19 protein-coding genes are annotated in these 24,884 nt (G+C 42.3%); 5 read left to right on the forward strand and 14 right to left on the reverse strand.

Annotated elements, in window-relative coordinates:
* Nucleotides 1–3: 3 nt before the first annotated feature.
* The 6 genes from ACNURT_RS00500 to ACNURT_RS00525 all read right to left on the reverse strand — a co-directional run bounded on the left by ACNURT_RS00500 (nucleotide 4) and on the right by ACNURT_RS00525 (nucleotide 9,306).
* Nucleotides 4–2,799 carry a carboxypeptidase-like regulatory domain-containing protein gene (locus ACNURT_RS00500; protein WP_419700084.1) on the reverse strand — a complete coding sequence of 932 codons (2,796 nt, stop codon included), beginning with the start codon at nucleotides 2,797–2,799 and terminating at the stop codon, nucleotides 4–6.
* 91 nt (nucleotides 2,800–2,890) lie between these two features.
* Nucleotides 2,891–3,640 (reverse strand): hypothetical protein, encoded by a 750-nt coding sequence (locus ACNURT_RS00505; protein ID WP_419700085.1) that lies wholly within the window; start codon nucleotides 3,638–3,640, stop codon nucleotides 2,891–2,893.
* Nucleotides 3,641–3,951: 311 nt separating this feature from the next.
* Nucleotides 3,952–6,978, reverse strand: coding sequence for a translation initiation factor IF-2 (infB, locus tag ACNURT_RS00510; protein WP_419700086.1), 3,027 nt, complete (start codon nucleotides 6,976–6,978; stop codon nucleotides 3,952–3,954).
* A gap of 59 nt (nucleotides 6,979–7,037) precedes the next feature.
* Nucleotides 7,038–8,273 carry a transcription termination factor NusA gene (nusA, locus tag ACNURT_RS00515; RefSeq protein WP_370999087.1) on the reverse strand — a complete coding sequence of 412 codons (1,236 nt, stop codon included), beginning with the start codon at nucleotides 8,271–8,273 and terminating at the stop codon, nucleotides 7,038–7,040.
* Between the two features lie 3 nt (nucleotides 8,274–8,276).
* Complete coding sequence (rimP, locus tag ACNURT_RS00520; protein WP_419700087.1) at nucleotides 8,277–8,741, reverse strand: ribosome assembly cofactor RimP; 465 nt, start codon at nucleotides 8,739–8,741, stop codon at nucleotides 8,277–8,279.
* A 133-nt stretch (nucleotides 8,742–8,874) separates the two neighbouring features.
* Entirely contained in the window at nucleotides 8,875–9,306 is a 432-nt protein-coding gene (locus ACNURT_RS00525; protein WP_419700088.1) for a hypothetical protein, read from the reverse strand.
* 121 nt (nucleotides 9,307–9,427) lie between these two features.
* Between ACNURT_RS00525 and ACNURT_RS00530 the strand changes: the two genes are divergently transcribed.
* Nucleotides 9,428–9,757, forward strand: coding sequence for a DUF2185 domain-containing protein (locus tag ACNURT_RS00530; protein WP_419700089.1), 330 nt, complete (start codon nucleotides 9,428–9,430; stop codon nucleotides 9,755–9,757).
* A gap of 1 nt (nucleotide 9,758) precedes the next feature.
* Here ACNURT_RS00530 and ACNURT_RS00535 read toward each other — a convergent pair whose 3' ends face one another.
* A complete protein-coding gene (locus tag ACNURT_RS00535; RefSeq protein ID WP_419700090.1) occupies nucleotides 9,759–12,122 on the reverse strand; it encodes a prolyl oligopeptidase family serine peptidase in 2,364 nt (787 codons plus the stop codon).
* Between the two features lie 88 nt (nucleotides 12,123–12,210).
* On the opposite strand from ACNURT_RS00535, the gene ACNURT_RS00540 reads away from it, so the two are divergent.
* Nucleotides 12,211–12,729 carry a GNAT family N-acetyltransferase gene (locus ACNURT_RS00540; RefSeq protein WP_370999092.1) on the forward strand — a complete coding sequence of 173 codons (519 nt, stop codon included), beginning with the start codon at nucleotides 12,211–12,213 and terminating at the stop codon, nucleotides 12,727–12,729.
* Nucleotides 12,730–12,838: 109 nt separating this feature from the next.
* On the opposite strand, the gene ACNURT_RS00545 is transcribed toward ACNURT_RS00540, so the two are convergent.
* Nucleotides 12,839–14,665 (reverse strand): FAD-dependent oxidoreductase, encoded by a 1,827-nt coding sequence (locus ACNURT_RS00545; protein WP_419700091.1) that lies wholly within the window; start codon nucleotides 14,663–14,665, stop codon nucleotides 12,839–12,841.
* A gap of 89 nt (nucleotides 14,666–14,754) precedes the next feature.
* Between ACNURT_RS00545 and ACNURT_RS00550 the strand changes: the two genes are divergently transcribed.
* On the forward strand, nucleotides 14,755–15,312 hold the full coding sequence (locus ACNURT_RS00550) for a YfiT family bacillithiol transferase (protein ID WP_370999094.1): 558 nt from the start codon (nucleotides 14,755–14,757) through the stop codon (nucleotides 15,310–15,312).
* 105 nt (nucleotides 15,313–15,417) lie between these two features.
* Here the strand turns inward: ACNURT_RS00550 and ACNURT_RS00555 are convergent, their stop codons facing one another.
* From ACNURT_RS00555 to ACNURT_RS00570, 4 genes are all read right to left on the reverse strand, one after another.
* A complete protein-coding gene (locus ACNURT_RS00555; protein ID WP_419700092.1) occupies nucleotides 15,418–19,149 on the reverse strand; it encodes an ATP-binding protein in 3,732 nt (1,243 codons plus the stop codon).
* Between the two features lie 105 nt (nucleotides 19,150–19,254).
* Nucleotides 19,255–20,139 carry an ACP S-malonyltransferase gene (gene fabD / locus ACNURT_RS00560; RefSeq protein ID WP_419700093.1) on the reverse strand — a complete coding sequence of 295 codons (885 nt, stop codon included), beginning with the start codon at nucleotides 20,137–20,139 and terminating at the stop codon, nucleotides 19,255–19,257.
* An 88-nt stretch (nucleotides 20,140–20,227) separates the two neighbouring features.
* Nucleotides 20,228–20,872 (reverse strand): GTP cyclohydrolase I FolE, encoded by a 645-nt coding sequence (gene folE / locus ACNURT_RS00565; protein WP_370999097.1) that lies wholly within the window; start codon nucleotides 20,870–20,872, stop codon nucleotides 20,228–20,230.
* A 9-nt stretch (nucleotides 20,873–20,881) separates the two neighbouring features.
* Nucleotides 20,882–21,298, reverse strand: coding sequence for a 6-pyruvoyl trahydropterin synthase family protein (locus ACNURT_RS00570; protein WP_076373999.1), 417 nt, complete (start codon nucleotides 21,296–21,298; stop codon nucleotides 20,882–20,884).
* A gap of 184 nt (nucleotides 21,299–21,482) precedes the next feature.
* Here ACNURT_RS00570 and mqnB point away from each other — a divergent pair, with 184 nt between their 5' ends.
* Entirely contained in the window at nucleotides 21,483–22,103 is a 621-nt protein-coding gene (gene mqnB / locus ACNURT_RS00575) for a futalosine hydrolase (protein ID WP_370999098.1), read from the forward strand.
* 96 nt (nucleotides 22,104–22,199) lie between these two features.
* Nucleotides 22,200–23,060: a menaquinone biosynthesis family protein gene (locus tag ACNURT_RS00580; RefSeq protein WP_419700094.1), complete on the forward strand. Its 861-nt coding sequence runs from the start codon at nucleotides 22,200–22,202 to the stop codon at nucleotides 23,058–23,060.
* 153 nt (nucleotides 23,061–23,213) lie between these two features.
* On the opposite strand, the gene ACNURT_RS00585 is transcribed toward ACNURT_RS00580, so the two are convergent.
* Together ACNURT_RS00585 and ACNURT_RS00590 are read right to left on the reverse strand one after the other, a co-directional pair.
* Nucleotides 23,214–23,909: a fatty acid desaturase gene (locus ACNURT_RS00585; protein ID WP_419700095.1), complete on the reverse strand. Its 696-nt coding sequence runs from the start codon at nucleotides 23,907–23,909 to the stop codon at nucleotides 23,214–23,216.
* Between the two features lie 30 nt (nucleotides 23,910–23,939).
* Nucleotides 23,940–24,791 carry a 4-hydroxy-3-methylbut-2-enyl diphosphate reductase gene (locus ACNURT_RS00590; protein ID WP_419700096.1) on the reverse strand — a complete coding sequence of 284 codons (852 nt, stop codon included), beginning with the start codon at nucleotides 24,789–24,791 and terminating at the stop codon, nucleotides 23,940–23,942.
* Between the last annotated feature and the right edge of the window lie 93 nt (nucleotides 24,792–24,884).

Here is a 24,884-nt window from a genome sequence, read left to right on the forward strand (position 1 = left end):
TTGCTAAAACCTGATGTTATAATTAATAAATGGTATTGGTTTGGCAAATATGGATAGTTTAAACCCGCTAATTATCCCTGCTTGCTGGGTAAAATATGCGGAATAAGCATTTTGCCTTCCTGTAAGATTATAAACCCCTAAAGTGAACGAATTATGTGTTCGTTGATATATTTTATGATTACCTTCAATATTCATCGAAAAATCTGATCTGAAATAGTCTGGTATACGATAAGTATTCCTGTCAGAATAAAGCACCCTTTCAGAACCGCCGTATTCATATTTGGCTATTGGCAGCGTGATTGGCCTTCCCGTACTATAAGTTACATTTAACGACACGCTAAACCGGTGCGAAAACCGGTAATTGCCAATAAAATTAAAATCATGCGGCTTATCAAAGTTAGCCGGATAATAAGCTCCTCCGTTAATTAATTCACCTTCGTTGATATTATCCTGCCTCAAAAACGTACGGGAATAGGTATAGCTTATCCATCCATTGGCTTTACCTGTAGTTTTTTTGATCAAAAATTCAATACCATAAGCTTTACCCTGGGTACCCAGTACATCATTTTCAATGTGATGGTTGAGCACCAGATTGGCACCACTTCTGTAATCCAGGTAGTCCCTTAATCGTTTATAATAAACCTCAACCGAGGTTTCAATGGTATTTTCTTTAAAATTACGATACAAGCCTAATGATACCTGATCGCCATATTGTGGTTTAATATTAGGATCGCTCAACTGCCATACATCCGTTGGCGCTATTGCTGTAGTATTTGAAAGCAGGTGTATATATTGCCTCAAGGTATTATATCCTGCTTTTACAGATGTATTATCCCCCAGGTTATACCGGGCAGAAAGCCTGAACTCGGGACCCGAATAGGTTTTGATCACTTTATTTTTGGAATAGGTGGTACTATCTAAAAAATTTGAACTTGTTTTTGGCAAATTGGGCGCATAGTTATAAACTGTTTGTGGTCCCAGGTAATTGTAGAGCGAATACCTGATACCCGCGCTTAATGAAAGATCATCTGTAATATCATATTTATCACCGAGATAGGCAGCGCTTTCTAAAGCCTGTTGCGCCGGAACAACATCTGGCGTTACTAATGATTTTACATCATTAGGCTGAAAATTACCAGGATGCAACTTATAGTAAATAGTACTTACACCAAAGTCAACCGTATTTTTCCGATTGAGGTAATAAGTAAAATCGGCTTTAAGATTAGTTTGGTTGATATTAAAATTAAGTTTGTAGGCATTTACCGGATTATCAAAACTTGCAATATTATATTGATACCTATCAATGCCGGTTGTTATCAGGCTAAATAGCTTATCGTTAAAGTTATGTTTCCACTTAATGTTGATATTTCTGTTGCTGTAACTATAAGCTGTGTCGCTGTTGAGCTTAAACTGGTCGTGGCTCAGGTAACTGGTTAAGTAAAGATTGTTTTTATCATCTATCTGGTGACTTATATCCAGATTAAGATCGTAGAATGAAGCCTGGCTATGTTTATATTCTTCGGGCAACAGTTTGAGCAGCCAATCCGAATAAGTAATGCGCCCACCAAATATAAATGAGGTTTTATCCTTAATAATCGGCCCTTCCACATTGAGCCTGCTGGTTATTAAACCAATACCCGCCGAGCCTGTGAACTTCTTTTTGTTGCCTTCCCGATCTGTTATATCCAATACCGACGACAAACGACCGCCAAATTTTTCAGGAATACTGCTTTTGTATAGTTCAATATCTTTAACAATGTCGGGGTTAAATGCAGAGAAGAATCCAAAAAAGTGTGCCGGGTTATAAATGGTGGCATCGTTAAGCAATATCAGGTTCTGATCGGCAGAGCCCCCGCGAACATTAAACCCGGTTGTAGCCTCACCTACAGACTGCACGCCGGGTAACGTTAATACCACCCGCAATACATCAGCTTCGCCAAATACGGTTGGTACCTGTTTGATGCTTTTAATATCCAATCGGTTTACACCTAATTGTACATTACGAACATTGGCCACCTTTTCGGCAGATATTTTCACTTCCTTTAAGCTGGTCACCTGCTCCTGCATTTCAATGATCAGTTTACCGTCAGAGTATAATATTATCTGGCGGCGGGTATCACGCATGCCAATACCTCTTACACTTAAAATTTGCCTCCCTTTTGGTAACACAATAGTAAAGTATCCAAACTGATCTGTGGCTACACCCGTTTTTGTATTGGTAACATAAATACTGGCGCCTACCACCGATTCGCCCGATTTGCCATCACGTACATAGCCAGATAGTGTGGCTTTACCCGGTTGAATAGTGTTTGTTTTAATCCCTATTTCATACAATTTGTTTTCTGTGGTGGCTTCAGGAACTTTTTTTTCTTTTTCATCAGTAAAATCGGCAACTGCAGCATTAGTAGAAACACTTTTAGACTGATTGGTTATTGACGGTGTTGTTCCTGGCTTATTTTCGAAAAACCCAGCAGGCAATCTGATTTGTATCTCGCGCCCGCGGGTAAGAAATATCTGGTGTTGGGAGGTAATAGCATAATGAAAATCGGTATTCTTAAAAGCCAGATCCAGCACCGTTTCAATGGGCTTATTATTTACATCAACAGAAACTTTTAAACTATCGAATTGAATGGGATTATAGTAAAAATAATACCCGGTTTTCGCTTCCAATTCTGTTACAAATTGGCCGATGGTAGCCTGATGAAAGTTTACACTTATTGATACTGCTGTATTTTGCTGAGCAAAACACAACTTAACAAGTACCAGGAAACAGAAACTCAGAAAGTAAATTTTTTTCATCTATAATTTTATTTTTTACCCATACCGGTAAAATATTATATGACGCCATTATCACCAGGGTACTATTTTTGCCGCTTAAGTTTAAGACATCCTACCTGGATAACTCATCATACCGGCCGGCTATAGCAACCATAGCTTCTTCCGGGGCCTTCCTATATTTAATCTTCTTGGTTTTAATGTATTGTTGTAGCTCTTTCTTTTTATCTTTTAAAATATCAAGTAAGGCTCCCTGCCCGCTAATACTATAATAATTGTTCCCTTTCTTCAGGTAAAAACTTTTACGTTGTGAAAAATAGGTTTCGATAGCATTTGAACCCGAGTTTGTTTGGATTGATTTTGAATACTTGGCCAGCACAACAACATGACCATGGTATAACTCATCATAAAAACCCGGGTCGATACCGTTATTGGTATGTAATGAGTCTGATAAGGTGTTTACAAAATGATGATTGAGCAGGTCAAAACGCTCAACCCGCTCATTTAGTAGGGTATACATGGAAAATTTATTATATAAGAGCACTACTACAACGTCTTTATTCAGATCATACATCATCGGCACATCCTTAAAAAATAAGCCATCATAGGTAACTGTACCTGGAGTAAATTTATTGATATCCTGAAAATACGCGGTCCCTTTTATAGCTGGATTATATGGTTCGTATTCGGGTCCATTATACAAACGGGATTGCTGCCCTATAGCGCTATTGTAAGCATCGGCCAGTCGGGTGATACTGGTCTGATCCCCACTGCTATTATCAGCAGTTGCGGTCTGCGCCCGAACATGTTCGGCAAGAAGAATAAAAATGACTATAACAAGGTTTAGGAAATGTTTTTTTATCATTTAAGGTTATATAAAAATGGAATTTACATTTCTTTTATTTAAAAATCAAAAGGTTATGAGGAATAATCAAATCTGCCTACTTATTGTATTAATTATGTTACAATAAATATATCTGTTTATCTTATACATGCTGCTTGGCTAACATGCTCTTGAGCGCTGCGGAGAACAGCTTTTATCCCCAAATTATAACATTTGCATGTATAGTGGCCAATCTACACTATGTAGAATACTATCTGCTCTACTAAAACACACTTAAAAATAAAAGGGCCCTTTTTAAGGGCCCTTTTATTTTTTATATATGAAAACTGCTATTACAGCTTACGTTTCACTTCTACATTTTCATAAGCTTCAACGATGTCGCCTACTTCAATGTTATTAAAGTTTTGGATATTTAAACCGCACTCATAACCGGCGTTTACTTCCTTAACATCATCTTTAAAGCGTTTTAACGAAGCTAATTCACCTGTGTAAATTACTACACCATCGCGTATGATGCGGATCTTGCTGTTACGGTTAATTTTACCATCCAATACCATACAACCTGCTATAGTACCTACTTTGCTGATCTTAAAGGTTTCACGTATTTCCACATTGGCCACGATCTTCTCTTCAAATGTTGGTGCAAGCATACCTTCCATCGCAGCTTTGATCTCATTGATGGCATCGTAGATGATAGAGTACAACCTGATATCGATCTGCTCAGCTTCAGCCAGTTTGCGGGCACTTCCTGACGGACGAACCTGGAAACCGATAATGATCGCGTCAGACGCGGAAGCCAGCAATACATCAGATTCAGAGATCTGACCAACTGCTTTAGATATGATATTAACCTGTATCTGCTCGGTTGATAGTTTCAGTAATGAATCGGATAACGCTTCGATTGATCCATCCACGTCACCTTTAACAATAATGTTAAGCTCCTTAAAGTTACCTACTGCCAAACGACGGCCGATCTCATCAAGGGTAATATGTTTCTGCGTACGTAAACCTTGCTCACGTTGCAGTTGCAAGCGCTTATTAGCAATTTCACGGGCTTCAACTTCACTTTCCAATACGTTAAACTTATCACCTGCTGTAGGCGCGCCCTGCATACCTAACACCTGTACCGGTGTTGATGGCCCTGCAGATTCAACCCTTTGACCACGCTCGTTGGTCAATGCTTTAACACGACCACTGTAACAACCTGCCAGTATCGGATCACCCACTTTTAAGCGACCGGCTTGTACCAGGATGGTGGTAACAATACCACGACCTTTATCAAGGGCTGCTTCAATAACAGTACCTACGGCACGCTTATTCGGGTTGGCTTTCAGTTCAAGTAATTCGGCCTCAAGCAATACTTTTTCTAAAAGCAGCTCAACATTTAAACCTGTTTTAGCTGATATTTCCTGGGTTTGGTATTTACCGCCCCACTCCTCAACCAAAATGTTCATGGCCGAAAGTTGTTCACGTACCTTATCGGCATTAGCGCCTGGCTTATCAATTTTGTTGAAAGCGAAAATGATAGGCGCTCCTGCTGCCTGCGCGTGGTTTATAGCCTCGCGGGTTTGCGGCATCACGCTATCGTCTGCGGCAATTACTATAATTACAATATCCGTTACCTGTGCACCCCTTGCACGCATGGCGGTAAACGCCTCGTGACCCGGAGTATCCAGGAATGTTATTTTCCCTTTATCGCCTGGCAGGGTTACCTCATAAGCACCAATGTGCTGGGTAATACCACCTGCTTCGCCGCCTATTACATTTGTTTTACGTATAAAGTCGAGCAGGGATGTTTTACCGTGGTCAACGTGGCCCATGATGGTCACTATCGGCGCACGCGGTACCAGATCAGCAGGATCATCCTCCTGTTCCAGATTGGCTTCCTCATCCTGCGGTTTTACAAACTCTATCTGGTAACCAAACTCATCGGCAACAATGCTTAGGGTTTCGGCATCAAGCCGTTGGTTAATAGACACAAACAAGCCAAGGCTCATACAGGTAGATATGATCTGTGTTACAGAAACATCCATCATTAAAGCCAGCTCATTTGCTGTTACAAACTCGGTAACCTTTAATACTTTGGATTGTAATTCCTGCTCTAATGCCAGCTCTTCGGCGGTTGAGGCCACATCATCACGTTTTTGACGACGGAATTTAGCTCTCTGTGCAAATTTACCCGACTTACCAGCCCCGCTTAAACGCGCCAGTGTAGCCTTGATCTGGTCTTGTATATCTTTTTCAGATGGTTCTTCTTTTGGACCGCTATTTTGAGGCGGATTGTTACGGCTGTTCCTGAAATCAGGACGATTACCACCACCCTGGCTTGGCCCACCGTTTCCGGGAGCACCGTTACCACGGTTCCTGAAATCAGGACGATTTGGATTAATGGTTCCGCCTGCTGCAGGTGGGTTGTTATGCCCTTGGCCTTGCTGCGGCTGCTGGTGATTGCCACCGTGTTGTCCACCGCCATGTTGCGGGTTACCCTGGTTATCCTTACGTTTCCTCTTGCGTTTATGATCGGCACTGTTGGCATTTGATGATGATGCCACCGGATTACGTTTCGGCGTGTTAACCGGTAATTGTATTTTACCGATCACATTTGGCCCTGTAAGTCTTTCGGCTTTTGCCCTGATCACATCAGGCTCCTGGCTTTCATCGGCAGTTGCCTCGGTAACCGGTGCTTGCACAGCCGGAATAGCCGGTGGTGTTACCGGAACTTTCGGAGCTTCCGCTTTTGGAGTTTCAACAACAGGCTGTTGCTTTGGCTCCTCTGTTTTTGGAGCTTCAGGAGCTTTTTCTACCGGGGTTTCGGCCTTTGGCTCAGGCTTGGGCTCAGGAGCCACAATTTCCGGTTGTTTAGCAACCTCTACAGGTTTTGCTACCTCTGCAGGTTTTTCGGCCGCTGGCTGCGGTTTTGCGTTCAGATTATTAAGGTCAATTTTACCTACTACTTTAACGCCCGGCAAAACATCATTACGTTCGTCAGACTTGTCAGCGGCAGGTTCAACCGGCTTTGGTTTTTCTGCCTGCGGCGAGGTATAGTTGCCCGCGTTCTTGATCAGGATCTCTTCGTTCTCAAAGTCCCGGGAACGGCGATTCTCAACCGGCTTTTCCGGAAACCCAGCAGGCTCTTCTTTTCTGATCTTTCCGATACTGATCTGCTTGGCTTCCTCCTTAATACTTTTGTCAACAGCAAACTCCTTCAACAATGCGGAGTACATGTCGCTATCCAGCTTCGCCATAGGTTGTTTTTCAACCTTATAGCCTTTTGTAGCCAAAAAATCGACAATGGTACCCATACCAATGTTGAGTTCTTTTACTGCTTTAATTAATTTTATTGATTTGTCTTCTGACATTTATTATAATTTCTCTGCTTATTATCGCAAAAATACGATTTTAATTTTGGTTTCTATGCTTATTCAAACTCAGCACTCAATATTGATAACACTTCTTTTACAGTTTCTTCTTCCAGATCCGTACGTTTTACCAATTCGCCTACTGTTAAAGCAAGTACCGATTTCGCGGTGTCTAAACCTATACGTTTAAACTCATCGATGATCCAGCTGTCAATTTCATCTGAAAACTCTTCGATGTCCACATCCTCGTCATGCTCATCTGCTTCGCGGTAAACGTCTATTTCATAGCCGGTTAACTTACCGGCAAGTTTAATGTTATGACCGCCGCGGCCAATAGCCAGTGATACCTGATCGGGCTTTAAATATACCGCCGCAGTTTTTTTATCATCATCCAGCTTAATAGAAGTTATTTTAGCTGGTGATAATGCGCGCTGAATATATAATTGAACATTATTGGTGAAATTGATCACGTCAATATTTTCATTTTTTAACTCGCGAACGATACCGTGTATACGTGATCCTTTCATACCCACGCAGGCGCCTACCGGATCAATACGGTCATCATATGACTCAACAGCCACTTTAGCTCTTTCGCCTGGTTCACGTACAATTTTCTTGATCGTGATCAGTCCATCGAATATCTCTGGTACTTCCAACTCAAACAAACGCTGTAAAAACTCAGGAGCTGTACGTGAAATGATGATCTTAGGGTTACTGTTCAGCATGTCTACCTTATGCACAACCGCTTTTACGCTGTCGCCCTTTTTAAAGTAGTCCGCCGGAATTTGCTCGGTTTTTGGCAGCAGTAACTCATTGCCTTCATCGTCAAGTACCAGGGTTTCTTTTTTCCAAACCTGGTAAACCTCGCCGGTAACAATTTCGCCAACACGGTCTTTATATTTTTTAAAGATCTCGTCTTTTTCCAGTTCCAGGATTTTTGAAACCAGTGTTTGGCGCGCGGCTAAAATAGCACGGCGGCCAAAGCTTTCCAACGTGATCTGCTCAATGTAATCATCCCCTACTTCCAGGTCAGCGTCAATCAATTGTGCTTCGGCTAATTCAATTTCCAGGTCGTCATCCTCACTAAAACCATCTTCCATCACCTTACGGGTACGCCAGATCTCCAAGTCACCGTTGTCCGTGTTTACAATTACGTCGCAATTTTCATCGGTGCCATACTTTTTCCTGATCATGCTTCTGAAAACGTCTTCCAGAACGCTCATCATGGTTGGGCGGTCAATGTTCTTGAAATCTTTAAATTCCTGAAAAGAATCAATTAAATTAATATTGCTCATTTTCTACTTGAATGATATTAAAACTTTTGTCTCTGTTATTTTATCAATAGGGATCACGCTTTCAACAGTTTCGGCTTTTTTCCCTTTTTCTTTTACTTTTTCTTCAATAATAACGGCATCCTCTGTTATAGCCGTCAGCTTGCCTTCTCTTTTGCTTCCATCGGCCATTTTGATGCCTAAATTACGCCCTATGTTTTTGGCGTATTGCCTGGTTGACGATAGCGGGTAATCAATGCCCGGCGATGATACTTCCAGGTTGTATGCCGTTTCTATCACATTCTCCTCTTCCAGGTGGAAGCCAACGTGCCTGCTTATCTGCACACAATCATCAATCCCCAGGCCGTTATCACCATCTACCAGCACAATCAGCTTTCCGTTTGAGTGCATTTTGATGTCCACTATAAACAAATTTGGCTTATCGGCTATCTTCTCTTCAACCAGCTCTCTTACTCTTTTTTCAATATTCATTACCCTCCGGTATTATGATTGATAATTTGATTGATAAAATAAAAGAGGGGACAAATCGCCCCCTCTTTTATTAATTAGGTGCAAATATACATAATATTATTTGATTTTCAAGCAATTCACGGCGGTTTATTACTTAAAATGTTAAATCAATGTAGTGTAAACTACCCGGCCGGTTGCGCCCTCCGATAAAATCTGTCAGTTGATTATCGCTATCCAATTTATAATACCTTACAAAATAGGTTCGGTGGCTTACAAAGGGGGTATCCGGTGTAAAAATAACGGCGCCATCAGCTATATGGTATGTACCGGGCTGCATAGGCTGATAATTTTTCATATCCGTATCGGCCGGCATTTTATATACAGGCATCAAGCCCTGCCAGTTCGCTCCCGCAGAATCACGGGCGATGTCCTGGATAACGGCCACATCTAAACCACTTATTTTGATAGAACGTTCCTGATCAATCTTATCGATATGAATTACGGGCGACTTGGACGTATTGCTACAACTTATGCAGGAAAAAACGAGCAATATTGATAATTTATTTATGGAAATGTTTTTTGACATGATTTGATAATTTGTAAAATTAAACAGAAATTGGGAGAAGCTATCCTACAGCAAACCTTTTAATTAAACTATCACAAATGCGAAAAACATAGGTCAATCATCTCACTTATGACGACAACACATGAAGAACTTTAAACTCAGGGCCGATCAGATTTTAAATCTTATCCCTCCAATGGGCGGATGTATGGCCACCGACAAGATCACTGTTGATGGTCTTAAAGTGATATACATGTACCGACAAGAATCAGACTTTGAGAAAGATAGCGGTTGGCGCTTTTTTTCGGGCACCGAAGCCCAGGATTATGTCGACGATCCGGACAATACAATGATCTACAACGTAAATACCATCGCAAATTATGATAAAGCTATTATTCCATATCTAAACCTTCCTTATGGAACTGAGTTGGAAAGAGTAGAAGGAACCGATGAATTCCGGATCCTTTTACCTTAAGTCACTTTTTCAGCGTTTGCTCAAATAGTTTAAATATTCGTTTATACTCATCCGTCCAGCTGCTGGCTTGTTCAAAGCCATGATCTTCTACCGGGTATGATGCCAGTTCCCAGTTCTCCTTATGCAGCTCAATCAATTTTTGGGTAAGACGGATGATATCCTGGTAATTCACATTCTGGTCTATCATACCATGCAGCATTAGCAGGTTGCCTTTTAAGCCATTGGCAAAATAAATAGGCGAACTTTTACGATAAGCCTGCTCATCGGTAAAGGGCTCATTTAAAATATTGGAGGTGTACCCATGATTATAATGCGCCCAATCAGTCACCGACCTGATGGCCCCGCCGGCGGCAAAAACATCAGGCTCGGTAAACATACCCATAAGGGTAATAAAACCACCGTAGGAACCGCCATACAAACCCACATGCTTAGGGTTAACACCAAGTTTTTCAACCAGGTATTTTACCCCGTCTACCTGATCGGTCAGATCTTTACCACCCATGTGGCGATAGATCCCTGTGCGCCAATCGCGACCATAGCCGGCACTGGCTGTATAATCAATATCCAGTACCGTATAGCCATTATCAGCCAGCATATTATTGAACATAAACTCGCGGAAGTAGTAGCTCCAGGAATAAGTAACCTCCTGCAAATATCCAGCACCATGTACAAATAAAACTGCGGGTTTAGCCGGATCGGCTTTTTTTGGCAGATACTGGCGAGCATAAACATCAGCACCATACCTGTTTTTAAAGGTGATGATCTCCGGATTGCGCCATGGATACGAATTAAATTCGGCCGAAACCGAATGTGTTACCTGTATTGCCTTTGCCCCCGGTTTGTTGGGTTGTAGATACAGTTCCCAGGGTTTGTTGGAGTAGGAATAACGGATAGCCAGCCATTTTTCATCAGGCGACAGGGTTACATCGTTACCGCCTTTCATCCCGGTAATTTTAACCGGATTGCCGCCGCTTACCGGGATGCTATAAAAATGGGTAATACCCGGATGTTCTATATTCGCAGTAAAGTAAAATGTTTTTTTATCGTTTGATAATTGCAGGGTTTGTACCTCCCATTTACCGCTGGTCAGCTGCTTTTTAGCGCCGCTGATCACATCAACCAGGTAAATATGCGAATAGCCGCTGGCTTCACTCTGAAAATAAAAGTGGGTATCATCTGTAAAACCAACATTACCTGCGGCACTGGTTTCAATACCCGGCCCACCGATCCAGGCTTCATCATGCTGACGGTCAAGCAGGCTTAGCTTCCCTGTTACCGGATCAAGACGCATGATCCATCTGTCCTTATTATCCTGCGCGCTGATCACTACAACAGCATTTTTACCATCCACACTCCAGAATGGGCCTTCTATATCTACTTTTCTGTCTGCATTCGCTTTTTTACGTTCTGCCAGTTCTGTTGGGTAATCCTTCAGATAATCGGGCAGATCTTTAATGCCAGGGATATCCTGGGTAAGCACCGGGTAAAAGGACTGGCGACGGGTATCAAACACCAGCATTTTTGAGGTAGATGATGGCCTGCCAACCTTTGAGCGGTTCGGGATATCCTCTGTAAAGCCCGAAGCTGTGACATAATTAGGAACGATTGCATTTTTTACGCCATCGGCAGCTTTGGTTAACCGATAGGTGATGTACTTACCATCAGGACTTATTTTTACCAAGCCCACACGATCGCCTCCTGTAACCAGCTCTTTTAATTGCTGAGGCTCCAGGGCTGCGGTTTGGATTGAATCCAATTTATCTTCTTTCGCTTCTTTTTTGATGATATCAAAAAGTTCCAGCTGTTGCTTTTTGAGCCATGCCTGCTGATCATTCAGCTTTTCGGCATCTTTTTTATCCGTTGAGGAGCGTACAAAATTGGTCAGCTGTTTTAACTGCCCACCGTTAAGTTTCAGGGCAAAAAGATTATTGTTTTGTTTAAATATGACCTCATGTTCGTCACCGCTAAAAATGGGATTGTCCTCGCGCTGCTCGGTATTAGTAAGTTGAATAACCTTACCACTTTTAATATCAGCCAGAAACAGATCTCCGTTTTTTTCAAAAACCTTTTGTGTATGGCTTTTATTCCACTCGCCATCAGTCGTTAAACCGCGCTGCTCCGCCATACTTACTTTTTGCGGATTGGTGTTACCTGTATTGATGGCATATAGAGCATCCGCCTCATCATGACCAGGGTTCCATTTAAAATAGATCTTTTTACTGTCGTCGCTCCAGCGGATATTGGATGGCGATACGCCTATCCATTTTGGGTCACGCATGATCTTTTCGATGGTTAGGGTATCCAGTTTCTGAGCGAACGTGGCGGCGGTATTAACTATAAGTAGTAAAGTGATCAGTCTTTTCATGTAAATCAATATGGCAAATGCCTTAAAATGTCTGCAATTTAACAGTTTCGGTTATCATTGTTAATTTTAGGCATTTTATTGTTACAAAATGGAAATTCGGGGTTCAGCGTTTATTTTAAGGGGATGGTTTGATGGCGATGAGGCATCATTGCAAAAACATGCGGACAACCCAAATGTATCTGCTTTTTTATTGGATCGCTTTCCGTACCCATACACGCTGAATGATGCCTTTACCTGGGTGGCCTTTATGAAGAAACAAGAGCTGCTAACCAATTTCGCGATAGCTATTGACGGCCAGGTTTGCGGCGGTATTGCCTTGGATTTAAAGGTTGATGCCAACCATAATGAAGCCGAAATAGGTTATTGGCTGGCCGAACCTTACTGGGGCCGCGGCATTATCACCGAAGCGGTACAGTTGCTTACCCGTTATGCCTTTGAAAATTTAGGTATCATCCGTGTGCAGGCCGGTGTGTTTAGCAAAAATACCGCATCTATGCGGGTACTGGAAAAGGCAGGCTATATTAAAGAGGGTATTATGCGCAACGCGCTGATCAAAAAAGGGGAAGTGATGGATAAGCACCTATACGCCATTTTGAAATCCGAATAACCAGACCGTCTTCCTGAATTCCCAAAAACAGAATACTTCACGCTGCGCTCGACGCGGCTTTTAATATCTCTTTTCGCCTGCGGCGAAAAGAGATGCATACTGTTTTTTTTCAATTCACCATCCTCCCGGAAAGATCAACCGTACGGGCGAAGGGGTTTAAAAACTTATTGGCCAAAACGGCAAATTCCCGCCGGGTAACCGGTCGATTCAAATCAAAATCAGAGTTGAATTTATACTGCGTTTTCCAGGCTTTCTGCAAGCTTACCTGCAGGGTTTTAGGTTCGGTCAAGGTAATCTCGCTGATGAACGACAGCAGATTACCCTGTGTAAATTTTTCACCTGGCTTTTCTTTATTAAACCATAAAAAAGCACGGGTGTATATTTCCTTAAAAAAAGGCTCCACTTCCGCAGTACTCACTACAGAATCGGGCATAAATAGCAGCTGTGCGCTGTTGCCATTTATTTTTGGTACCCCTTTAAGTAAACCCGTAGCCCCTATCTGCTGCATCGACCTCAAATAAGGGTCGTTTGGTTTGATATCCGAAAAAGGCAATAGCCAGGCTTTAAAATCAAGCAGTTCGCCTTGTATTATGCGCACATTTAGTTTTTTGGTCGTGGTTTTAAAGAAAGCGCAAAAAGCAGCCGTTGCTCCCGCACCCTGCCCTATGGCCATTTGGACAGAAGGATACATACTGCTGGCATTCACTAAATGCGATACCGACAGCGCTTTCTCTGTTATCAGTAAATTGTCAAGATCTTTAAGCACGATAGATCCCAGCGGGATACTGTAGGCCATAAACGGCGGATAGTTTGTTTTTGGCGCGGTGCCTTCTCCATAATGTTGTCCCGGCGAAGCATCGCCAACTGCTATGGCGGTACGGTACAATTTTACAGGGCGGTCGTAAGGCTGATACAGGTCGTCCAATGTCATGCGGACCAAGCCTTTGGCACGGCCGGCCTCCCGAATGTAGGGAAGGTAAGGCAAATGATCAGGCGTTGGATATTCATCATCCAATCCCAGGTTTTTAAAGCCGAGTTCTGTTTGCAGGTAGTATATCAAGCCCAGGGTATGCAAACGAGCCTTAGCATAAAAGGCATCCCGGTTGGCGGGTTTCAGATCATCGGCAGTGGTTGGGTATTGATTACCGCATCCTGCCCATTTGATCATGTATTTATCATTGGGCAATCTGCCATCAGCCAGCATTTTGTTAATATTTTTCCCTTTCAGACAGGCGTACTCCGCAGCATCATAACCCTGTGGTTTGGGCATCGTTTTATCGGCTGTTTTCCCAAAGTCTTTTACAATGGCTATCCAGGTAATATCCTGTATACGGGGCAAAGCTGTGGCCGGGGCTAAACTTTCGCCGGTATCCTGCGCGCTGTCAAAACCCGATATGAGTACTTCGCCGGCTTTGGCTGCTACATCGCCGGTTTCAGTGGCATCAATTACTACCCTGGCTTTTATGGTGGTGGTTCGGTTATTTTCGGTAATACTTACCTGCCAGCCCGTGCCATCTTTTTCAATGGCGGTAAACGGGGTATTTAATTTTACTGTGAGATTTTTAACAGTATCAGTCATTTTTTTGAGGATAGCCGCACCGGTGTAGGGTTCAAAACGCAGGGTGGCATTATAGGTGGTATCATAACCCAGCCTGTTCTTATAAAAATCGCGCACATGCCTGCGGAATTCGCCCCAGATACCCGTTGGCAGGTTCCTGTTGCCTTCCACTACACACATGCCGGCGGCGGTCATGCTGCCACCCAGCCATGGTCCGGGTTCAACCAATACGGTTTTTAGTTTACTGCGTGCACCCTGTATAGCAGCCGCGGTTCCGGCAGCCCCGCCACCTATAACCACTATATCGGTTTTGATGGTTTGCGCATATAAAAATGAGGCATTTAAAAGCAGGAGTACTAATAATATTTTTTTAACCATCGGTTTATTAAATAGGTACAGAACGCTAATTTATAGCAAAAGCTTGTGGTAGTTTTAAATTATGCCTAAATTAAATTTTTTTACAGCACATGACAGACGAACAAATGAAATTCCCGATCGGGAAATTTACGCCGCCGGCATCATATACCAACGAGGATATACGCGAATGGATAGAGGATATACGGACCCTGCCCGGTAAATTAAGACATGCCATTGCCGGCTTAAACTACCAGGAACTGGATACGCCTTACCGTACCGGAGGCTGGACACTTCGCCAGGTGATACACCACCTGGCTGATAGCCACATGAACTCTATTACCCGCTTTAAGCTTGCTTTAACCGAAAACAACCCGGTAATAAAGCCCTATGAAGAGGCCGACTGGGCCCTGCTGCCAGATTACCGCCTGCCGGTTGAACCATCCTTAAAAATGCTGGAAGGTATCCATCAGCATTTTGTTGCCTTGTTTGAAAGTTTTACAGAAAATGAATGGTCGCGCACCTTTGTTCACCCGGCATCAGGTGATACTGTTTCCCTCATCAAGGGGCTTGGACTTTATGCCTGGCACAGCAATCACCACCTGGCTCATGTTACTGAAACAGTGAAAAAATTCAAGAAGAAAGCTGAAAGCGAAAAGCTGAAGGCTTAAAGCAAAAAGCTGAAAGCGAAAGGTTCAAAGCCGAAAGCCTTTTATAATTGTTTATTAAAAATCACCATGTTCTTTGCTTTGGGCTTTTTGCCTTAGGCTTTTAGCTTAAATGGCGGCCGGGAAGCTTAGGTAAAAAGAGGTGCCACTGCCTATGGTTGTTTCGAACCAGATTTTGCCGTTAGCGTTTTCGATGGAGTTTTTAACAAAGGCAAGTCCCAAACCGGTGCCGGAGCTTTTGGTGGTGAAGTTAGGCTCAAATATTTTTTCACGCATGTTTTCGGGGATACCATTCCCATTATCCTTAATAGTGAGCAGTACGTTTTTGCTGGTGACCAGGTAGTTAATATCGATAACCCCTTGCCTGTCTGGCGGGGTTGCTTCAATAGCATTTTTGAGCAGGTTATTAAAACAACGCAGTAGTTGGTCGCGGTCGGCATTGATCATAAATGGGGTTTCGGGAGGCTGATAGGCTATCAGAATATTATCCATTTGTTTAAAAATAGTAACCGCCTGCCCCAGCATTTCAAAAATATTGATCTGTTCAATGCGGGTATCGGGCATTTTGGCAAAGGCCGAAAACTCCGATGCAATGGACGAAAGGCTTTCGATCTGCTCTACAAACGACCGGCTAAAACGCTCAAATTTCTGATCAAACTTAGGATCTTTATCCTTCCACGATTTATCCAATAGCTGTAAGCCCAATTTTAAGGGTGTTAGCGGATTTTTAATTTCATGGGCCACCTGTTTGGCCATTTCGCGCCAGGCGCTTTCCCGCTCAGACTGGGCCAGGCGGTGCGCGCTGTTCTCCAGTGCCGATATCATTTTGTTATACTCAGATATCAACGCCCCAATCTCGTCATTACGTGCCCATTTGATGTGTTCGTTCTTTTTACCGTATATAGTTTTACTTAAACTTTCCTGTATAAAGTTTAGTGGCGCAGTAATTTGCCGGGCTATAATAACCGCGAACAACCCGATAGCCAAAAACACCACCGCATACACATTGATCATTACATTGAGCAAGGAACTGATACGCTCCCGGTAATCAGCCTCGTTCGAAAAATAAGGCAGCTGAATATACGCTATGGTTTTATTTGAACTGATAATAGGCGCATAGGCCGCCTTATAACTTAAGCCTCCTATTTTTTCTTCATTTACAAACTCAGATTTTTGTAGCCTGCTCAGATAAATAAAGGCTTTGGCATTCATTCTTTTGGCAGTTAACCCATACTCATAAATTTTAGGCTGGGTGGTTACCAGCGGCACCCCGTTGGTATCAAATAAGGTAAGATCGGTTGAGTAATTATTGGCCAGCTCATTAAAGCTTACCTGGCTTTCTTCGTTAACATTATATATATATTTGTTGAACGCGCCGCTTTCAAAAGCTGTAACTATACGGGTTATCTTATCGCGGATCATTTTATCCTGCTGGGTATGATATTGCGTGCTGATGGACACAAAGGTGATAAAACCAACCATCAGGAGGGTGATCATTACAGCAAATACCATTGAGAACTGGATCCGCGTTCGATATAATATCCTGTCGAAGTTTATTTTAAAGCCCCATTTTAGTTTATGATCATGGATGCTCCAGATCCTTGTGCGCATTCTTAACCACCTGATGGTTAAAATAATAGTGCTAAAAACCAACAGTACTACAAAAAAGAAGGTAACAGAGGTGATCCCGTTATACAATGGATTTTCCTCTTTACTTACCACAATTAAATTACGTTTGCTGGGCTTATATATTAAATGGCTGTAGCTTGTAAAGCTATCATACCACTCGGCGTTGTTACTACGGGTGGTTTTAATAATATACTTTTTAATAACGCCCTTGAACTCGGTATTATCCAATGTATAAACATAATTACCCTTTTGGCTCAGCAGTTTATTATCAATATAAAACGCGTACGAATAATCCTTAAACTCATCCTCCGGTTTTATATGCCCATCAACCAGCAGCTCCGGAAAGGTGCCGGATGGCTGCAATGGCTTTGATTTTAATTCAATTACCAGGGTACCTAATTGCTTGCCGCTGTAATTAACGGGTAAAATGGCAAAGTAATTCTGAAACCCGAACGATTCATTCTCCCGGTAAAAATAATCTGATACCTTAAATGAACTATATAATACAAGATCCTTAAATACATTTAAAGCATAATTATCATCCGTTAAGGGTTGCTCCAGCTCATTATACTCGTGTACTTTAAATTCATATTTCGACAAATAACCATCAAAATATAGCTTCTGGAAACGGGTTTTCAGGAAATCCTTATTATGTACAGCATTCGGGGTAAAGTATGCCATAATGGCGGTATCGGTAATAATCTGTCCTTCTATTTTTTTGAAAATATAATCGGCTGTCGCATCATCCGGCACCTCCAATTTCTGAACAAGCGCTTTACGAGTCTCCCGTTCCTTCACACTTTCAAACTGGTTAAGTTTAATGGCCGAAATAAGAGCACATATCAGTATAATAGCCAGGAGTGTTGTACCATTAAGCCGCCCCTTGTGAAATAAATGTCCGTAAGCCCGGATAATAACGATGATGCTCCACAAAAGATAGAACGATGTATATTCCCTGTATAGGGCAAAAACCATGGTTGTTGCAACTACCCCCAGCAACAGCAGGAATAACTGATGTGACCTGGGTACTAATAGCCGGAGACAAATAGAAAGGATGATCTCATCAACAATATAAAATATCAGGAAACTGAAACAGAGCATTATTACGCCAAGTAAACTGAAGCCCGAAAGACTGAGTACATTATTTACATTAAAACTTATTTTTGAATTGATGATGAGTCCATAAAACAAATTTAGCAGCAGTGTTGAGCTGGCAATAAGTATTAATATGCTGGCTATTACAATAAAATAGCCGACCGTTTTGGTGGGTACAACCGTAAATAGCCTCCGCCGTTGCAGATAGATAAAAGTAATCCACCAGCACATACACAGAATGTTGATACAAAAATCGCCAAGGGAGGGATATACTACACTGGAAGCATAATATATTGGGTTAAATACCGATAGTGTATAAGCAAAATCGGGCAGGTTATAATGCAGGTTAATATACCTGAACAATACGATAAATGCCGCCAGCAATATAATGGATAATACCGAATAACCTTTTAAAGCAATATAACTACATATTTTGTGCATCAGAACACACAACACCATCACGGTTAATATCCAAAACGCCAGCTCATAATAAACAAAAGCATAATTAACGCTGTTAGCCTTTAGTTTTATGGAGAATAAATAGCGATGGTTGCTGCTATGTACCTCATAGATGTTATTGTCGGTATAATCAGCTATTTCAATATTGTTATATTTAACCAGGTCCTTATCAAATGTGTTTTGCAGATACTGGTTTTCAAACGCGTAGTTGATCTTTATAGGAATAAAAAAGATAACTGAAAAATCGCCTTTGGTTTTTCTGATGGCTTCGTAGTAGCCGTTGGATTGCCTGATAAAGGAATAGCCCTCTTTTATAGCTCCCGGATTATCCGGAATAGCCCTTATACCACTCCAAAACCGCAAATTATTGTTTTTCAGTGTTATAAACAATATACGGTTATTAACCGTGACATCGTTTATATCGTTAAGGGCATCCTGCTCATTATCTGGCAGGTATTTTAGCAATCTGAAATTCAGCCTGTTATTGATCAGCTCATTTACATAAGCCTCCTTTTTATGCAGGTTATGTTCCAGCGTAGTGCCGGCTTTTACGAGGTTGTTTACAGGTGAGTACTCTTTTTGAACAATAATGGCCGTAATTAATAAACTAAGGCCTATTAAGGTAAGCAACAAGCGTATTTTTCCTGAGATAGTCAAATTCCCTGTATATATAGTGTTTAGTCTGGTATCAGGCAGTTAGCATCAAGACTTTGAAACCTCAAATAAATCGTGATACTTGATACTAACTGCTTGATACCGGATTTATTGTAAAATTGCGCTGCTGGTGGGCACCGCCATATCCACCTTTTTTACCAGTCCTTGCAGTACTTTGCCCGGCCCTACTTCGGTAAATGATGTTGCCCCATCTTCCAGCATATGTTTTACAGTTTGCGTCCATCTCACCGGTCCAGTAAGTTGGGCTATTAAATTTTGTTTTATCGATGCCGTATCCCTATAAGGTTTGGCATCAATATTTTGGTATACCGGGCAAACAGGTTCTTTGATCTCGGTAGCAACAATGGCTGCTTCGAGCTCAACTCTTGCCGATTCCATCAGCGGGGAGTGGAATGCGCCGCCAACTTTAAGTTTCAATGCCCTTTTGGCACCCGCTGCCAATAACTTTTCGCAGGCCTCGTCAATCCCTTCTATACTTCCTGATATTACCAACTGCCCAGGGCAATTATAATTAGCGGTCACTACTACAGCAGCTGCACGTTGGCAAACATCTTCTACCGTAAAATCGTCCAGGCCTAAAATAGCCGCCATTGTTGATGGCTGTAGTTCGCAGGCTTTTTGCATAGCATTGGCACGTGCGGCCACTAAACGTAATCCATCTTCAAATGATAATGCACCGGCAGCTACCAAAGCAGAGAACTCGCCCAGTGAATGACCCGCAACCATTTCCGGTTTAAAATCATCGCCCAAAACAGCAGCTAAAATAACCGAGTGTAGAAATATGGCCGGCTGGGTAACGTTGGTTTGTACCAGGTCTTCGGCTGTGCCATTAAACATCACTTCGGTGATACGGAAACCCAGTATCTCATTAGCTTTTTCAAATAATTCACGGGCTTTATCTGATTGTTCATACAGATCTTTACCCATGCCTGGAAACTGGGAGCCTTGCCCCGGAAAAATATATGCTTTCATTTATTTAGTTAAATTGGTTGATTGAGTTGATTAGGTTGGTTGGTTAAATGAGTTTTAAAAACTACTCACTTAATCAACTACTCACCAATCAACCCAACTTAGCTGATATCAAATTTAAAAATTCTGTACGGGTTTTCTCTTTTAAAAACTCACCGGTAAAAGCCGACGTTGTAGTTACCGAATTTTGTTTTTGTACCCCACGCATGCTCATGCACAAATGGCGGCATTCAATAACAACCCCTACACCAATAGGGTTCAGAGTTTCCTGTATACAATCGCGTATTTCATTAGTTAAACGTTCCTGTACCTGCAGACGACGGGCAAAAACATCAACAATACGCGGTATTTTGCTCAAACCAACCACATAACCGTTAGGGATGTAGGCAATATGCGCTTTTCCAAAAAAAGGCAGCATGTGATGTTCGCACATGGAGTATACTTCAATGTCCTTTACAATCACCATCTGGCTGTAATCTTCTTTAAACATAGCCGAGTTCAGGATCTCCTTTGCATCCAGGTCATAGCCATGGGTAAGGTACAGCATGGCCTTAGCCATACGCTCTGGTGTTTTTAACAAACCTTCGCGTTCGGGGTTTTCGCCAATTTGTTTTAAAACGTCGAGGTAATTCCTGGATAGGTTTTGGATAAGCGTAGGGTTATAACGGTCAACTTTAGTATATCCATCCAGATCGTCATCATCATCGCGATGAGGGAGGTGCTCTTTATCTATCATCTTGTCAAATTATCCACCAAAGTATTCGGCAGAATTGTTTTCGGTTTCATACAATTTAACCGAGTGTAAAAAAACACCCTCGTAAGCTTCAATAGGCGCTTTAAGCTGGTTAAATATCTCAATACATAATAATTCTGTCGATGCCATTTTGCCTTCCATAAAAGGCACATCCTTATTGATGTTCTTATGATCAAGTTTTTCGATCACGTAATCGTTAATGATGGTTTTCAGCTCTTTCAGGTCTATCAGGTAACCTGTAGCGTGCGTAACTTCGCCTTTAACGGTTACAAACAGGTTATAATTATGTCCATGCCAGTTTGGGTTGGCACATTTGCCAAATACCTCAAAGTTTTTTTCAGCGCTCCATTCCTCACGGTACATCCGGTGAGCGGCATTAAAATGTTCTTTGCGCGTAATATGTATCATCATAATATTTGTGGGTGCAAATATACAAAACAAAAATAGCTGAGTTGTTTTATCTTAGCGGTCAAAAAAACCAATACTTAGCTTCACCCTGCCCTCTCCAATGGAGAGGGTTCAAAAAAATAAAGTTAAAGTCCTCTCCAAGGGAGAGGATTTAGGTGAGGCCTGTATTATAAAAAAAACCAATATGCTCATATTAATTGTAGCAGCCACCTCTTTCGAGGTTGAACCTTTAGTAAATTGTTTTGGAAATAAACTGGATGTATTAATAACCGGCGCAGGCATGGTACCCACCGCCTTTGCCCTTGGCCGCCAGTTTAATATGCACAAGTACGACCTGGTGATCAATCTGGGTATTGCTGGCAGCTTCGACCGCAGCATTACCCCGGGTTACGTTGTTGAAATTACCGAAGATACTTTTGCCGAAACCGGAGCCGAGGATGACCAGGAATTTATCCCCATTACCACACTGGGCTTTGGCGAAAATATGTTTAAACCTACTACTACTTTGGAGCAGGTTTGCAGCAGCCTTTACCTGGCTAAGGCTAAAGCCATTACGGTGAATACCGTGCATGGCAACGAAGAATCTATCCAAAAGATACAGCGGAGATTAAACCCGCAGATAGAGACGATGGAAGGCGCTGCCTTTTTTTATGCCTGCCGCCAGTTTAACACACCCTGCCTGCAGATCAGATCAGTGTCAAATTATGTAGAAAAACGTAACCGCGACAACTGGGACATACAGCTTGCCATTAAAAATCTGAATAACTTTGCCATTGAGCTGGTTACCCGGATCATTAATAATTGATATTTGGAATAAGGATTTTTGGAGCAAAGAACAAGGACGAAAAGGTAAAGAAAAAATCCTTGCTCCTTACTCCAAAAATCATTGATCAAAAAAAACATGAAACTAACTCTCGGCTTTTCGCCCTGCCCTAACGATACTTTTATTTTCGACGCCCTGATACATCATAAAATTGATACCGAAGGCCTCGACTTTGAGGTGTTTTACGACGACGTGGAAACCCTGAATCAAAAAGCCTTTCGCGGTGAACTGGATGTGACCAAACTGAGCTACCATGCTTTTGCCTATGTGGCCGATAAATATGTATTGCTCGATGCCGGCAGCGCCCTCGGTTATGGCGTAGGCCCTATGCTGATATGCAACAAAGATCCTGAAAAGCTCCATTTACAACTCACCACTCGCCACTCACCACTCACTATCGGCATTCCCGGCAAATACACTACCGCTAATTTTTTGTTGGGCTACGCATTCCCCAATGCTATCAATAAGGTGGAATTGGTATTTTCGGATATTGAAAATGCCGTACTGGAAGGTCGTGTTGATGTGGGTTTGATCATCCACGAAAACCGGTTTACGTACCAGGACAAAGGGCTAAAAAAGATCCTGGACCTGGGCGATTACTGGGAAAAACAAACCGGCTGTGCCATACCTTTAGGCGGCATTGTAGCCAATCGCAACTTACCCCTTGGTGTTCAGCATAAATTAAACCGGGTATTACGCAAATCGGTAGAGTTTGCTTTCGCCAATCCAAAATCAGGACTGGAGTTTATCCGCTCGCACGCTCAGGAAATGAGCGAAGAGGTAATGTACAAACACATCGAGCTTTACGTAAACAAATACTCTATTGACCTGGGCGAAGAAGGCCGGAAAGCCATCAATCTGCTTTTTGATACCGCGCTGGCCAATCAAACCATCCCGGCAATAAAAGAGGAGCTATTTTTGACTTCACTTGCACATTAAAAAGGCGAAACTTTAGTTTCACTGATAAAGGGCCTGTCAGTCTGAACTTCTCGAAGGATCAGGCGCAGAGGCTTGCCCATCATAGTTCGACAAGCTATTCACGACAGCCAAACCTATGCGTAATTGACGTTGCTTTTGACCCTTTCCCGTTAATCAAAAGTCTCCCCTTTCAGAGGACTGAGGGGCTCTCCATAATTTCCACCAGGGTATCCCCGGTGAATCGTGGTGCTCATAATGATACCCGAAAAAATAACAACTCAAAAAAGCCAGCACATGATTGCGCCGCTGGCTCCTGGCAAAATATTGATTATCATGTTCGCCTTTGTGTGGCTGATAGGTCCCAAAATAAAACAGCTGTAATGTGCTTAACAGCGATGGCACTACCCAAAACATAATCAGGTTTGGCTGCGGTACCCACAACTTTAAAATATTGAACAAAAGAGCCATCACCACAACTTGCCATACGGATAAATAATTACGGATAAACCTTACATACCAGCTCCAGAAACCGCCCTCATGATAATCCGGATCATCGGCGGTATGCACATGGTTATGGTGTTGGTGATGTTTAGTATATAACTGGGGATACCAGAACGAGGCATATAAAAAAGTACAGATGTATCCTGTAAGATTATTTAGTGCCCGGTTAGGTGACACGGTTCCATGCATGGCGTCATGAGCGGTGATGAACAAACCCGTGTACAGGTGCATTTGAATAAGCACAAACAGGTAAACCAGGGGATTAGCAAAGCTGAAATGCCAGCGCATTAATAAAATAATGCTGACCGCCCAGCTGCCAATAACGAGCATGGCAATAAATAAACCTGTATTTGAAGGGCTTTTTGGCATGATGGTTATACAACAGCAAAAAGCGTGCTGTTAAAATTGTTCGAGCGCGGCCTTTACGTCCTGCATCAGCCACATGGGGGTTGATGTGGCCCCGGCTATACCAATGGTATCATTTGGCGAAAAAGTGGTTTTATCCAATTCGCTTGCTGATGATATAAAGTATGTATTAGGGTTATGCTTGCGGCATACTTCAAACAACACTTTTCCGTTTGATGATTTACGGCCCGATACAAAAACGATCTTATCAAACTTGCTGGCAAATTTGGGCAGATCCTTGTCCCGGTTGGATACCTGGCGACAAATAGTATCATTGGCTTTAAGATTGTATCCCCGGGATATCAGCTCATCCTTTATACCATAAAACTTTTCCATGCTTTTGGTGGTTTGGGTATACAGGGTAATATTTTCAGGAAGCTCTACATTGTCCAACTCGGCAATATCCTGAAAAACGATGGCCTCGTTATTGGTTTGCCCTTCCAGGCCAATAACTTCGGCATGCCCGTGTTTACCAAATATCAGTATCTTCTCGTTAGCATCGTACGATGTTTTGATACGGTTCTGCAGTTTTAAAACCACCGGGCAGGAAGCATCTATCAGTGTAATATTATTTTCTAAAGCGATGCGGTACGTATCAGGAGCCTCGCCATGTGCACGGATAAGTACCTTTTCGTTACGCAAGTTTGCCAGTTCGCTATGTTCAATGATCCGCAAACCCAGCGCTTTTAGGCGTTCTACTTCTTCATCGTTATGCACAATATCGCCCAGGCAATACAGATAGCCATCTTCGGCCAATATTTCCTCGGCCATATCAATAGCATATACCACCCCGAAACAAAAGCCCGAATCCTGATCAATAGTAACCTTTAACTGATACTCTCCCATGGTGTTGCAAATTTACAGCAAAAAAAAACGTTGATGGTAATGATTATGTGATTTCGTTGATTTTTGTTAAAACGATATCCTTTTTTAGCGCAA

The organism is Mucilaginibacter sp. NFX135 (genome assembly GCF_048565145.1).
Classification (GTDB): Bacteria; Bacteroidota; Bacteroidia; order Sphingobacteriales; family Sphingobacteriaceae; genus Mucilaginibacter.